This window comes from Micromonospora sp. DT233 (assembly GCF_049841815.1).
Classification (GTDB): domain Bacteria; phylum Actinomycetota; class Actinomycetes; order Mycobacteriales; family Micromonosporaceae; genus Micromonospora.
This window is the reverse complement of sequence record NZ_JBNCLB010000017.1, coordinates 1-13,634: the sequence shown is the minus strand read 5'-3', so window position 1 is coordinate 13,634 and position 13,634 is coordinate 1. Positions and strand designations below refer to the sequence as shown.

The window sequence follows — 13,634 nt, the reverse complement described above, 5'->3', positions numbered from 1 at the left end:
GCGTGCGCTGGACCGTGCTCGACTCCCCGATCGGCGAGTTCTCCGTGGCCACCGACGACGACGCGGTGTGCGGCGCGCACTTCGGCCGGGTGGATTCGGCGGCCGACGCTCCCGGCGACGCGCTGTCCGGCCGGGCCGTGGCCGAGCTGCGGGCCTACTTCGCCGGCGAGTTGACCGACTTCACGGTGCCGGTGGCGGTGCGCAGGGGCTCGGAGTTCGAGCGCGCCGTGTGGCGGGAGATGACCCGCATCCCGTACGGGGAGACGACCACCTACGGCACCGTGGCGAAGACCCTGGGGGATCCGGGGGCGGCGCGGGCGGTCGGGGTGGCCTGCAACCGCAACCCGATCCCCGTGCTCGTGCCCTGTCACCGGATCGTCGGCGCGGGGGCGAAGCTGGTCGGCTTCGGCGGCGGGCTGCCGCGCAAGGTGACGCTGCTGGAGCTGGAGGCCGGGGTGGCCCTGCGCCGCGCCTGGTCCTGACCCCGCTGGGCGGGGCCGGCGCCGGGCGGGTCAGGGGTCGGCGGTTCAGGCGAGACGGTCGGTGCGGAGGCCGGTGAGGAAGGTGCGCCAGTCGGTGGCGGCGTAGACCAGGACCGGCCCGCTGCGGTCCTTGCTGTCGCGTACGGCGAACCGGCCGCTGCCGTCGAGCACCGGGCCGGCCTCGACACAGTTGCCGCCGCCGTTGCCGCTGCGGGTGCTGACATGCCAGGCCACCGGGAGGCCGGTGCTGGTCAAGCGGTCGATGCTCGCCATGTGCTCACTCCAGACGTGCTTCCAGATCGAAGAGGATCCGCTGCGCGGCCCCGTTGCGCAGCGCCGCCCGGCGTAGCCGATCGTAGCGCTGGTGCAGCGAAGCGGCCTTATCTCCTTCGACCACCACGGCTCCCACGGCCGTGGAGACGCATCCGGTCGGTGGGTAGGGGCGGCGCATCCGGAAGACATCGAAGGTGCCGTCGGGGCTCGGGTGGGCTCCCGCACTGACCGGCAGGATCATGACCTCGACGTTTGGCCAGCCGGCCACCGTGCGCAGGTGGGTGAGTTGAGCGCGCATCACCTCGGTCCCCCCGACGAGTCGTCGGAGGGCACCCTCGTCGATCACCGTGGAGAACCGGACCGGCTCGGGTTCCTCCAGCCGCCGCTGTCGTTGCATCCGTACCTCGACGTAACGGGCGACCTCTTCGTCGGTGGCGGCGTCGTCCCAGGCCCGGATCAGGGCTTCGGCATAGGCCCGGGTCTGGAGCAGGCCGGGAACGACCGATGCCTGGAAGGACTTGATCTCAACGGCCCGGCTCTCCAGCCAGATCCAGTCGATCAGTGACCCGGCGACATTGGCGCTAAAGCCGTCCCACCAGCCCTTCTGCCAGGCATCCTGCGCCATGGTCTTGAGGTCCTCCCGGCGGCGTTGGTCGTCGATTCCGCACAGATCGAGGTAGGCGAGAACCTCGGGCACCCGCGGCGGGATGATCCCGGACTCCATTCGACTCACCGTGGACGCGTTCCGGTTGATGAAGTCGCCCACCTCCTTCAGCGTCAGCCTGGCCCCTTCCCGCATCTCCCGGAGTTGCTGGCCGATCCACTGTGCCCGAAGGGTCACCGCCTGCTCGTTGAGCATCCGCACTCCTATGCTTGCCGGCTTCCGCGCCAGGGTTCAACCCAGCATGATCTGAGAAACGCAGATACGCAAGCTTGCGTAACCGGCGAGCGGAGTGCATTCTTCGTGTGGTTGCGATCACCAAGGGTGATCAGTGGCTGGAAGGAAGGACCGGGGTGGGTTGGCTTGGCGGCAGGCCCACCCCGGCCCTGGAATGAGCCGAACGGGAGACACATCGCGATGGATGGCGTCCCGGGGAACGACTCCCGGACTGTCTACCACGCCGTACCCGCTGCGAGCGGAGACCGGCCCGCCCGCGTTGTGCGTACCCCTTCGATTGTCGGCCGGGGATGCGCTGACCCGACAGCGCATCCCCGGCACCGAGCCGGGCGGGCGCGCGGACCCCGCCGCGAATCCCCCTCGCGGCGGTGCCGGACCGCGCGCCCGCCCCCTTCAGGCGAGGGATACGCACCGATGGGGTTACCCGATAACTGGTTCGAGTCGTGACCGGGCGGAAGACGCCGGTGCTGGTGCGGGCTGCCTGGCAGGTGTTGGAGTACCACCGGCACCGGCAATGTCGGGCGTGCTGCGTCGAGGGCTGGTGTCCTGCCGTCGAGATGGCGCGGGCTCGGATCAGGGCGTGGCGGCGGTACGGGTCGTGAGCGTCGAGATCAGGGCCGGGGACGTGGTCGAGGTGACCCGGGCGGCCAGCGTCCAGTTCGTCAGCCGGCCGTTCGTCGCCCGGGTGATCCGGGTCCGCGACGACCTGGTCACCTACCACGGCTGGTGCTGGCTCGATGTCTACCAACTCGACGCGAAGGGCGACGCGGTCGAGCGCCGGACGATCTTCGTGCAGCCGGCCGGGCTCGGCGTCGTCAGGTGCACTGGGCGCGGCCTCGGACGGGTGCCGAAGTCACGGCTGGCCGTTCCCTCGGCGGACACGCGACAGATGAACAGGTGAATACGGAGGAGGCAAATTGGTGCCGAGCGCGGAAGACGTAGCCACTGAACTGCCACACCTGGAACTTCCCCCAACGCTCAGGCCCGAAGTCGAGCAGCGGCTTCGGGAACTGGCCGAAGTCGAGCACCGCTCGTTGTACGAGCCTGCCGAGGTGGCCGTCCAGGGGGAGCTGGACCGGCGCGAGCGCGACGAGTGGACGCGTCAGGCTGCCCGACGAGTCTTCGAGAGCAACGCCGAGTTCTTCGAGATGTTGGGCGACCGATGACCGATCCATGGCCGTACCTGGAGACTGCGGGTTGAACGACGGCGAGGGCCGGGTCCCGACGGACCCGGCCCTCGACGGTGCTGCTGGTGTTCGGCGCGTCAGCGCTCGATGTCACCGGCGATGAACGCCTCGACGGAGGCGTGCGCGTCGTGGTCGGCGTACTGCACCGGCGGGGACTTCATGAAGTACGACGAGGCCGACAGGATCGGGCCGCCGATCTTCCGGTCCAGGGCGATCTTCGCGGCCCGGACGGCGTCGATGATGACACCGGCCGAGTTCGGCGAGTCCCACACCTCGAGCTTCAGCTCGGCGTTCAGCGGGGTGTCGCCGAACGAGCGGCCCTCGAGGCGGATGTACGCCCACTTGCGGTCGTCGAGCCACGGCACGTGGTCCGACGGGCCGATGTGCACGTCGCTCTTGAGCATCTCGTGCGGGATCTGGGACGTGACCGACTGGGTCTTCGAGATCTTCTTCGAGACCAGCCGCTTGCGCTCCAGCATGTTCATGAAGTCCATGTTGCCGCCGAAGTTGAGCTGGTACGTGCGCAGCAGCTCGACCCCGCGGTCCTCGAAGAGCTTCGCCAGGGCGCGGTGCACGATGGTGGCGCCGACCTGGCTCTTGATGTCGTCGCCGACGATCGGCAGGCCCGCGTCGGTGAACTTCTGCGCCCACTCCGGGTTGGAGGCGATGAAGACCGGCAGGGCGTTGACGAACGCGCAGCCGGCGTCGATCGCGGCCTGGGCGTAGAACTTCGCCGCCTGCTCGGAGCCGACCGGCAGGTAGCAGACGACGACGTCGACCTGCGCGTCGCGCAGCGCCTTCGTCACGTCGACCGCAGCGGCGTCGGACTCCTCGATGATCTCGCGGTAGTACTCGCCCAGACCGTCGAAGGTCGGGCCGCGCTGGACGCTGACGCCGGTCGGCGGCACGTCACAGAGCTTGATCGTGTTGTTCTCGCTGGCGACGATCGCCTCCGAGAGGTCCATGCCCACCTTCTTGGCGTCCACGTCGAACGCCGCGACGAATTCCACGTCCGAGACGTGGTAGTCGCCGAAGGTGACGTGCATGAGACCCGGGACGCGGTCGTTCGGGTCGGCGTTGCGGTAGTACTCCACGCCCTGTACGAGGGACGAGGCGCAGTTACCCACACCGACGATGGCGACGCGGACGGAGCCCATAGCGTCTGCCTCCTTCTTCTTCATCACGGCCGCTCTTTCCTGGACTCTCCAGGCGGAGGCGGGCTGTCGTTGACTCGTTGGCCGCCGGCCGTCCCCATGTTCGGGACCGTCGGGGCCCGGCCGGAGCGCTCGTTGGCGATGAGCTCCTCCAGCCAGCGGACCTCACGCTCACAGGCGTCGAGGCCGTGACGCTGCAGTTCAAGGGTGTACGCGTCGAGGCGCTCGGCCGCGCGGCCCAGCACGTCACGAAGGCCTTCGCGACGTTCCTCGATCTTGCGGCGGCGACCCTCCAGGATGCGCAGGCGGGTCGCCTGGTCGGTGCGGGCGAAGAACGCGAAGTGCACGCCGAAGCCCGTGTCGTCGTACGTCTCGGGACCGGCCTGCCCGATGAGCTCGGCGAAGCGCTCCTTGCCCTCGGCGGTGATCTTGTAGACCACCCGGCCTCGCCGGCTGGTCAGCGCGGGGACCTCCCCGACGGGCGCGGGGGTGACGTCGGCTTCGGTGATCCAGCCCGCCGCCTGCAACCTGCGCAGGGTCGGGTAGAGCGAGCCGTAGCTGATCGCCGCCCGGATCGCGCCCAACTTGGCCGTGAGCTCCTTGCGCAGCTCGTAGCCGTGCATCGGGGACTCCTGGAGGAGACCGAGGATGGCGAGCTCGAGCACGGGCCACCCCCTCTTACCCCGACGCGGGGCCGCAACCAGCGGTGTGGCCGCAACCAACGCGATGTATCGAACCGATACATCGCACGTTAGCTGCTCACCAATCATCAGGGCAAACCGCCACAGCGAGTTTTTGGGGTCACCGGCTGTGACGGTGGTCGCCTCGTCGCGCCGGACCGCGTACCCTTCTTCGCATGCGTACGCAGCGCCAGGTGGTCGACTACTCGCTCAGGAAGCGAGCGGTGCTGCGTGAGCTCCTCGCCGGCCGGATCGGCACGTACGACGTCTGCGACGCGTCGCCTTATCTGAAGAACGCCGCCCGGTTCCATGGCGAACCGACCGAGGATCGTTGCCCGATCTGCCGAAGCGAAAACCTCACTCGCGTCCACTACATTTACGGCGACGAGCTCAAGCAGTCCGCCGGGCAGGCGCGTACTCTGACCGAGTTGCCCGTCCTGGCGATGACGCTGCGTGAGTTTCAGGTCTTCGTGGTGGAGGTGTGCCTCGGCTGCGACTGGAATCACCTCGTCGAGCAGTTCCTGCTCGGCCGGGACGGCCTGGTCGGTGACACGGAGGACGGGATGGAGCAGGGCGCGATGGGCGGCACGGCCGCCTCGGCCGCAGGTGCCGGCCCGGCCGTTCGACGGAGGCGAGAGGCGCAACGGTGAACCCAGCTGACTCGGTTGGCCCGGCGTGGAGCAGGCGGGGCGATCGACAGCTCTTTAACTCGATTCGTCCGATTGATCCGGACGCAACGACCCCGACCCGACGCGCCCGGGCGGGGATGTCCCGTGTTTCAGCTCACGGCAACCCGGTGGCGGCGCGACCGCGTCCCACCGCGACCGGCAGGGTGTGAGGAATGAACTCGTACGGCGATCCCAGCTCTTCGCGTGGGCGGGCCCCGCTTCCCGGCGCCAACGGCGACCCGGGCGCAGGCGACGCGTACCACCGTGGCGGCGACGCTGGCGGCAACGCCTGGTCACCGGAGGGTACGGCACAGCCCGGCCGCGCCTCCGTCGCGCCCCGGGCGGCGGCCGGTGGCCGCGCCTCGGTCGGCGGCTCGGCGGCCGTGCCGCCGCCGCGCGGTGGGGCGACAGGTGCCGCATCGGTGGGCTCCGCCTCCGTCGGGCGCGCAGGTGCGGGCCGTGCCTCGGTGCCGGTTCCCCCGGCCACCGGCGCGCCGGCTGCCGGTCGGGCCGGCGCCGGGCGGGCCTCCGTGCCCGTCTCGCCGGCCACCGGCGGCGCTGCGGCTGCCGGTCGGGCCGGAGCGGGGCGGGCCTCGGTGCCCGTCTCGCCGGCGTCCGGTGGGGCGCCGGCCGGGCGGGCCTCGGTCGGCGGCGGCCCCGCCGGCCGGGCGAGCGTGGGCTCGGCGAGCGTCGGCTCGGCGGCCGTGGGCGGGATGGCCGGCCGGGCCACCGTTCCCGGCGGCGGCGGGCCGGGCGGCCCGGGCGGCCCGGGTGGACCGGGTGGCCCTGCGGGGCCGACCGGCCCGGGGCGCGGCGGTCGCGGCGCCCGTGGCGCCGGCGACCCGAACGCGGTCGCGCGGGCGAAGAAGCGCCGCCGGGTCAACATGCTGATCGCCGGCTTCGCCGTGCTGGTCATGCTGGCCGGCCTCGGCGTGGTGGGCTTCACCTACTACTCGACCACCGTGGTGCTGCCCGAGTCGTTGCCGCTGCCGCTCTCCACCACCGTGTACGCCAAGGACAAGAAGACGGTCCTGGCCAAGCTCGGCGACCAGAACCGCCAACTCGTCAAGATCGACCAGATTCCCGAGGTCGTGCAGCACGCGGTGGCCGCCGCCGAGGACCGCAACTTCTACCGGCACTCCGGCGTGGACTACAAGGGCATTGCGCGCGCCGCGTGGAACAACCTCTCCGGCAACGACAAGCAGGGCGCGTCGACGATCACTCAGCAGTACGCGCGCAACGCCTACGCGAGCCTGAAGGACGACACCTACGCCCGGAAGGTCAAGGAGGCGATCCTGGCCTCCAAGCTCAGCGAGGACTACACCAAGTCCGAGATCATGGAGCACTACCTCAACGTCATCTACTTCGGGCGCGGCGCGTACGGCATCGAGGCGGCGGCGCAAACCTACTTCGGGGTGCCGGCCAGCAAGCTCACCGTCGCCCAGGGGGCGGTGCTCGCTGCGGTGATCAAGCAGCCGGTCGCCAGCGAGACCCACAGGGGCTTCGACCCGGCGGTCAACCCCGAAGAGGCCAAGTCGCGCTGGACGTACGTGCTCAACGGCATGGTCGAGGAGGGCTGGCTCAACGCGGCGGACAAGCCGACCGACGCGCAGTACCCGAAGACGCGCAGCCCGAAGGACGCCGGCTCGGCCGCCTTCGGCGTGAAGACCCCCCGCGGCAACGTGGTCAACTACGTCCGCGAGGAGATGGAGCAGTGGAACATCTGCTCCAACTCCGGGGCGGAGGGCAAGCCCAGCTGCGTGGACGAGCTGCGTGAGGGTGGCTACCGGATCCAGACCACGATCGACCCGAAGCTCCAAGCCGCCGCAGAGAACACCGCGATGCGGAAGAAGAACTCCGAACTGGCCGGCCAGCCGAAGAACCTGATGGCGGCGGTGGTCTCGATCGACCCGGCGACCGGCCGGGTGCTCGCCTACTACGGCGGCGACAGCGGGGCGGACTTCGACTACGCCGGCAAGAACACCGACAAGAACGGCGATCTGGTCGGCGGGCACCCGCCCGGCTCGTCGTTCAAGGTCTACACCCTGGCGGCGGCCATCGAGGCCGGCATCTCGGTGAAGTCGCACTGGGACGCCACGCCGTTCACGCCCGAGGACTCCGACTACCGGGTGCAGAACGCCGGCCGGGACGTGAGCAAGACCTGCGGCAAGTGGTGCACGCTCGAGTACTCGACGATCCAGTCGTACAACGTGCCGTTCTTCCACGTCACCAAGAAGATCAAGCCGTCCTCGGTGCTCACCATGGCCAAACAGGCCGGCGTGAGCACGCTGTGGACGGTCGACCCGCCGAAGGCGTACGAGCTGGCCAAGAACGACGCGGACGAGCTGGCGCCGAAGAAGTTCGACAACGTGATCGGCTACGGCCAGTACCCGGTCACCGTGCTGGACCACGCCAACGGCCTGGCCACGCTCGCGAACGACGGCAGGTACAACAAGGCCCACTTCGTGATCAAGGTCGAGAAGCAGGACGTGGACACCGGCAAGTGGAAACTGGTCGCCGGCGAGAAGCTCAAGCCCCAGCAGCGGATCCGTCAGGACGTCGCCCGGGAGGTCAGCGGCGTCCTCAAGCAGATCCCCGGGCCCAACAACCGGGCGCTGGAGAACGGCCGCGAGGCCGCCGGCAAGACCGGCACCTGGGAGTACGACAGCAAGCACAACGCGCACGCCTGGATGGTCGGCTACACCCCGCAGGTCGCCACCGCCGTCTGGGTGGGCAGCCGGGACTCGAAGAAGCCGGCGATCCTCGACAAGGACGGCGCGGACATCGGCGGCTCCAAGCTCCCCGGCGCCATCTGGCAGCGTTACATGAACGCCGCCCTCAACGGCGAGGACCGCAAGAACCTGCCGCCGGTCTCCGGGATGGGCGACCAGGACGCCGGCAACGGCACGCCGACGGCCCCGCCGCCTCCGCCGAACCAGCCGGAGCAGCCGACCCAGCCGGGTGGGCCGGGCGCCCCGACCTGCGACCCGCTGAACATCTTCTGTCGGAACAAGCCCACCACCCCGCCGACCCCCGGCGCGCCGAACAACCCGGGTCCGCCCAACCCCCGGCCGGGCGGCGGCAACGGCGGTGGCAACGGCGGTGGGGTGCTGCCGACGATCACGCCCCGGGCCCGAAGCTGAGCGAGCCCGGCTGAGCCCGAACGCCGTCGACGGCCGGAATGAACTCCGGCCGTCGACGGCGTTTTCGCCTACCGGAATGTTTGCGCAGGGGCGCGACGCGGAGGCCATCGGTGCGGGATGATTCCTGTCCATGAGCAGCAAGTCGACGACGGACATCGACGCCACCGGGGCCGCCGACCATCCCTCCCGGTCCGACGGCTTCGTCCGCGGCGCCTCCGAGCTGATCGGCGGCCCGCTGGGCGACCACGCGACCGCGCTGGATCGGCCCGCCGGCCGCGAGAGTCGGTTCTGGACGGCGGCCCGGATCGTGCTGGCCCTGGCCTGCCTGACGCTGGCCCTGCACTGGGTGCAGAAGTCGCCCTGCCAGGACGGGGCCTGGCAGAACAACGTCCAGTACACCCGGATGTGCTACACCGACGTGCTGGCGCTCTACTACGCCGAAGGGCTCAACGAGGGCAAGGTGCCCTACCGCGACCACCCGGTGGAGTACCCGGTGCTGACCGGCTACTTCATGGGCGCGCTCGGGCTGCCGGTGCACGCGCTCGGCGTCGACAACCCGGAGATCAACCAGGGGCGGTGGGCATACAACCTGAACGCCCTGGTCCTCAGCGCGCTCGCCGTCGCCACCGTCGCGGTCATCCTCAGCCTGCGCCGCCGACGACCCTGGGACGCCGCCCTCTTCGCGCTCGCCCCGGCCCTCTTCCTCACCGCCACGGTCAACTGGGACCTGCTGGCCGTCGGGCTGGGCGCGTTCGGGCTCCTCGCCTGGGCCCGCCGCCATCCGGCGGTGGCCGGGATCCTGCTCGGCCTGGCCGGGGCGGCCAAGATGTGGCCGCTGTTCGTCCTCGGTCCGATCCTGGTGCTCGCCCTGCGCGCCGGGCGGCTCCGCGCCGGCCTCACGGCCGTCGGCACGGCGATCGTGACGGTGGTCGCGGTCAACCTGCCGGTGGCCCTGCCGTACGCCGACAACTGGGGTCGCTTCTTCGAGCTGAACACCACCCGGCCCATCGACTGGGGCACGCTCTGGTACATCGGGCGGTACCTCGACGGCAAGATCAACACTGGAGACCCCGGCTCGATGGGGCCGTTCGAGTGGCTCAACGGCAACATCCCGACGTTGAACTGGATCTCGTACGCCCTCTTCGGGCTGGCCTGCCTCGGGGTGGCCGCCCTGGCCCTGCGGGCCCCGCGCCGACCCAGGCTGGCCCAGCTCGCCTTCCTGGTCGTCGCCGCCTTCCTGATCTTCAGCAAGGTCTGGTCGCAGCAGTTCGTGCTCTGGCTGCTGCCGTTGGTGGTCCTCGCCCGGCCGAAGTGGGGGGCGTTCATCGCCTGGCAGGTCGCCGAGATCGGCTACTTCGCCGCCTTCTACGGGGAGCTGCTCGGCTCGGCGACCGGCCGCCCGGTCTTCCCCGAGGGGGTCTTCGTGTTGGCCGCCACGCTGCGCCTGGGCACCGTCGTCCTGCTCTGCGTGCTGGTCGTGAAGGAGATCCTGCACCCGGAACGGGACGCCGTACGGAAGACCTACGCCGACGACCCGGACGGCGGGGTGCTCGACGGCGCACCGGACGTGCCCTGGCTGGCCCGTCTACGGCGACGGCACCGGTCGGAGGAGACCAGCCCGAAGTTCGATCCGACCCCGGCCTGACGCGCACCCGGGGCTTGTGGTCACCCCCTGAGGCCGGCGCGGGCGGCGCCGCCGGCGCTCAGAGGTGGAAGACCACCGCGCCGTCGATCTCCTCCCGGGTGATGCCCAGCGACTCGACGGGGGCGTCGACGGTCGTCTCCCATGGCGTGCCCGCGAGCTGGTTGCGCAGCACCACCACGTTGCGGATGCCCAGGGTGCGCAGGAAGTCCACGCTCGCCCGGTCCGGGAAGCTCTCGGCCGTCCGCCGGATCTCGTCCTGCCGGGCGGGGACGAAGCCGCTGCCGCCGTTGACCATGTCCTGGAACCGGCTGGTGGACCAGAGCATCACCGGCTGGTCGAGGTTCTGACTGCTCGGCAGCACCAACATCGGGCCCTCGACCGAGCGCATCGCCGCCGGCTGGGTCGGCACCACCGGGTGCGGGGTGTTGTTGAGCCCCTCGGCGACCACCAGCAGCAGCGGCAGCACGAGGGCCAGGCGCAGCCACGGGCCCGGCCACGGCGGGACCCGCTCGGCGGCCCACTCCCGCACCCGCACGGCGAAGGCGCTGACCGCCCCGGCGGCCAGCAGCGCGAGCAGCAGCGTCGTCCAGAGCATCATCCGCCCCGGCGTGCGCAGGCCGTTCCAGCCGGGCAGGTACTCGAAGAGCAGGCCGTAGGTGAAGGTCCCGCCGAAGAACTTGGTGCCCATCGCCAGCACCATCGTCACCACCACCCCGGCCAGCAGCAGCAGCCGGTGCCGCAGCCGCCACACCGAGAAGAACAGCCCGCCGAGGGCGAGCGCGTAGAGCACGAAGCCGGGCAGCAGGGTCATCTCCGGGTGCCAGGGCAGCGCCGACCGGGCGGCCTCGTGCAGGCCGCCCCAGACGCGGGACTCGCCCGGGGCGGTGAAGAAGCCCGAGAACGGCGGCGAGAACATGTCGAGGTCGGCCAGGGTCCGGGCCGCGTTCGGGTGCCGCTCCGTGACCTTGAAGTACGGGATCGCCAGCAGCCCGCCCACCCCGGCGAAGACCAGCGCGCCGACCACGTCGGCGACGAGCAGCCGAACCCCGAAGGGCCGGGGCGCGGACCGCCGCCGGACGAACCAGGTGACCGCGGCGACCAGGGTCACCCCCGCCAACACGTACGCGAACGGCAGCCCGATGCCGAAGCCCAGGCTGAGCTGCCAGGTGGCCACCGCCCAGCCCGCGTACGCCCAGCCGGCGTGCCGGCGCTCGGGGCGGTAACCGTGCCGCAGCGACCAGCCGTGCCCACGCGCCAGCATGGCCAGCGCCAGCGGGATGCCGCCGTTCGAGACGACGTGCAGGTGCCCCGCCTGGGCGAGCAGCCAGGGCGAGTAGGCGAAGCCGGCCCCGGCCACCGCCGCGCCCGCCTTCCCCGCGCCGAGCTGCCGGGCCAGCGCGTACGCGCCGAACGTGGCCAGCGCGTGGGCCAGCACGAACATGATGTTGTAGCGCAGCACCGCCGCCTCGGGGCCGGTGCCGATCATGCCGGCCGGCGCATACCCGAGGAGGGTGTCGGAGAACGCGAAGCTCCACGGCTCGGGGAAGAACGCGTTCGACTGCCACAGTTGCGCCGGGTCGGTCAGCAGGATGTGCCCGGACCAGGCCATCTGCCACGCCTGTAGGCTCGGGTCCCAGTAGTCCTGGGGCAGCGTGTAGAGCGGATAGCGCAGCGTCGGCCAGGTGAGCGCGACGGCCAGCGCCAGCGAGGCCAGCGCGGCCAGGGTCCACTCGTGGACGAGGAACCGGCCGACCGGCCGCAGCACGCGGCGCAGCCGCCCCGGCACCGGGTCGGGCGCGGGAGCGAATGCCTCCCACAGGTCGGGCTTCCCCCCGCCGTCGTCCTTGCCGTCCTTGCCGGTGTCGCCCGTCTTGCCGTCCTTGCCGTCCTTGCCGGTGTTGCCGTTCTGCGCCGCGTTGTCGTCCTTGCTGGCGTCCCCGGCCGTGCCGGCCTTCGGGTCCTTCGCCACGTCGCCGGCCGCGCTTGCGTCGGCCGTGGCGGCGTCCTCGCTCGGCTTGCTTTCGTCCGCCGTCCTCGCGGTGTCGCCGCCGGGGGCGGCCGCGGTGGCGTCCTCGCCGGTGCGGTCGCCGTCGGCCGTCCCCGTGCTCTTCGCGCTCATCGTGGTGACTTCCGTGCCTCTCGATGCGGCGTCGTCCGCCGACGGCCTCCCGCCGGTCGTCTGCTCGCCGACCGCGTCGGTGCGTTCGGTGGTCATGCCGCCGGCCCTTCCGCGCCGAGCCGGCCGCGCAGGAACGCGATGTCGGCCGCCTGACCGTCCGTGCCACCCGGGGTCTCCACGATCACCAGTGCGTCCGCCGCCCGGATCACGGCCACCACCTGCTCGGGATCGATGCTGCCCCCGGCGAGGTTGTCGTGCCGGTCCCGGCCCGAACCGAACGCGTCCTTGGAGTTGTTGGCGTGCACCAGGTCGACCCGGCCGGTGATCGCCTTGACCCGGTCGACCAGGTCGAGCAGCTCCTCGCCGCCCGCGTGGGCGTGGCAGGTGTCCAGGCAGAAGCCCACCTCGTACTCCCCGACGGCGTCCCAGAGTCGGGCCAGCGCGTCGAGGCGTCGGGCGCAGGCGTTGTCGCCGCCGGCCGTGTTCTCGATCAGCACCGGCAGGCCGAAGCCACCGGAGTCCGCCGCGTACGCGAAGGTCTTGCGCCAGTTGTCGAAGCCCACCGCGAGGTCGTCGCCCGCGTTGACGTGCCCGCCGTGCACGATCAGGCCCCGCGCGCCGATCTCCGCCGCCGCGCGGGCGTGCGCGAGCAGCAGCTTGCGGCTCGGGATGCGGATGCGGTTGTTCAGCGTCGCCACGTTGACGACGTACGGCGCGTGGACGTAGAGGTCGACCTCGGCGGCGCGCAACCGGTCGGCGTCCGCCCGGGGTTGCGGGGCCTTCCAGCCCTGCGGGTCGGAGAGGAAGAACTGCACCGCCTCGGCTCTGCGGGCGGCCGCCTCCGACAGCGGGTCGGCGGAATCGACGTGGGCTCCGATACGCATGGGGGCGAGCCTACGTCGCAGGACGGATGCGCGGGGTCACGGCGCGGCCGGGGCGCGATCTGCGGCCCGGCGTCGAACGCCGGACCCGTGCCCGCCGGGCGTCACCTCGTGCCGGCGGCGGTCGTTGCTCCGGATGGGATCGACGGTCGACTTTCCACCGGGCGGTGCGCGATGCCGCCGCGGCGGGCCGAGATCGGTCGGGCTTCCCCTCCCGTGCGGCCCTCCGGGGGGCGACAGGTGAGGGGCCGGGCCGGTCCGCCGGGCCATCGGCGGGTGGCCATCGGTAAAAGTTCCAATTCGCCGCACAGGCGACAAGAGCTGCGGTACCGTCATATAACAACACGATAAAGCTCCGCGGGGCGTCACGATCCAACCTCATCGGTGTGGTCGTTCCTCCCCAGGTCCCACCCAAGGAATGCGGACGGGACGCCTCGCGGCCTCGTGACGGGGGCCCGGTCCGACGCCATTCGTCGGACCGGGCCCCCGCCGTCGCGCCGCCCC

Annotated in this window: 12 protein-coding genes; 6 read left to right on the top strand and 6 right to left on the bottom strand. The window is 71.3% G+C overall.

Annotated features, from left to right (window positions below; all coding sequences use genetic code 11):
• Positions 1-2 precede the first annotated feature (2 nt).
• Complete coding sequence (locus tag ACLQ2V_RS25170) at positions 3-482, top strand: methylated-DNA--[protein]-cysteine S-methyltransferase (protein WP_425721051.1); 480 nt, start codon at positions 3-5, stop codon at positions 480-482.
• Between the two features lie 45 nt (positions 483-527).
• Here ACLQ2V_RS25170 and ACLQ2V_RS25165 read toward each other — a convergent pair whose 3' ends face one another.
• Together ACLQ2V_RS25165 and ACLQ2V_RS25160 are read right to left on the bottom strand one after the other, a co-directional pair.
• Positions 528-755 (bottom strand): DUF397 domain-containing protein, encoded by a 228-nt coding sequence (locus ACLQ2V_RS25165; RefSeq protein WP_425721050.1) that lies wholly within the window; start codon positions 753-755, stop codon positions 528-530.
• A 4-nt stretch (positions 756-759) separates the two neighbouring features.
• Positions 760-1,614: a helix-turn-helix domain-containing protein gene (locus tag ACLQ2V_RS25160; RefSeq protein ID WP_425721049.1), complete on the bottom strand. Its 855-nt coding sequence runs from the start codon at positions 1,612-1,614 to the stop codon at positions 760-762.
• A gap of 619 nt (positions 1,615-2,233) precedes the next feature.
• Here ACLQ2V_RS25160 and ACLQ2V_RS25155 point away from each other — a divergent pair.
• Positions 2,234-2,554, top strand: coding sequence for a hypothetical protein (locus ACLQ2V_RS25155; protein WP_425721048.1), 321 nt, complete (start codon positions 2,234-2,236; stop codon positions 2,552-2,554).
• A gap of 19 nt (positions 2,555-2,573) precedes the next feature.
• A complete protein-coding gene (locus ACLQ2V_RS25150) occupies positions 2,574-2,819 on the top strand; it encodes a hypothetical protein (RefSeq protein WP_425721047.1) in 246 nt (81 codons plus the stop codon).
• 98 nt (positions 2,820-2,917) lie between these two features.
• Here the strand turns inward: ACLQ2V_RS25150 and ACLQ2V_RS25145 are convergent, their stop codons facing one another.
• A complete protein-coding gene (locus tag ACLQ2V_RS25145; RefSeq protein ID WP_425721046.1) occupies positions 2,918-3,997 on the bottom strand; it encodes an inositol-3-phosphate synthase in 1,080 nt (359 codons plus the stop codon).
• 23 nt (positions 3,998-4,020) lie between these two features.
• A complete protein-coding gene (locus ACLQ2V_RS25140; protein WP_425721045.1) occupies positions 4,021-4,659 on the bottom strand; it encodes a PadR family transcriptional regulator in 639 nt (212 codons plus the stop codon).
• Positions 4,660-4,850: 191 nt separating this feature from the next.
• Here ACLQ2V_RS25140 and ACLQ2V_RS25135 point away from each other — a divergent pair, with 191 nt between their 5' ends.
• The 3 genes from ACLQ2V_RS25135 (at position 4,851) to ACLQ2V_RS25125 (ending at position 10,130) form a co-directional block, all read left to right on the top strand.
• A complete protein-coding gene (locus ACLQ2V_RS25135; protein WP_425721044.1) occupies positions 4,851-5,324 on the top strand; it encodes a DUF5318 domain-containing protein in 474 nt (157 codons plus the stop codon).
• A gap of 191 nt (positions 5,325-5,515) precedes the next feature.
• A complete protein-coding gene (locus ACLQ2V_RS25130; protein WP_425721043.1) occupies positions 5,516-8,485 on the top strand; it encodes a transglycosylase domain-containing protein in 2,970 nt (989 codons plus the stop codon).
• Positions 8,486-8,615: 130 nt separating this feature from the next.
• Positions 8,616-10,130 carry a glycosyltransferase family 87 protein gene (locus tag ACLQ2V_RS25125; protein ID WP_425721042.1) on the top strand — a complete coding sequence of 505 codons (1,515 nt, stop codon included), beginning with the start codon at positions 8,616-8,618 and terminating at the stop codon, positions 10,128-10,130.
• 58 nt (positions 10,131-10,188) lie between these two features.
• Here the strand turns inward: ACLQ2V_RS25125 and ACLQ2V_RS25120 are convergent, their stop codons facing one another.
• Complete coding sequence (locus ACLQ2V_RS25120; RefSeq protein WP_425721041.1) at positions 10,189-12,345, bottom strand: hypothetical protein; 2,157 nt, start codon at positions 12,343-12,345, stop codon at positions 10,189-10,191.
• The gene (locus ACLQ2V_RS25115; RefSeq protein WP_425721040.1) at positions 12,342-13,133 is read right to left on the bottom strand and encodes a deoxyribonuclease IV; all 792 of its coding nucleotides are present in this window, start codon (positions 13,131-13,133) and stop codon (positions 12,342-12,344) included. Before ACLQ2V_RS25115 ends, ACLQ2V_RS25120 begins: the two co-directional genes overlap by 4 nt.
• Positions 13,134-13,634 lie beyond the last annotated feature (501 nt).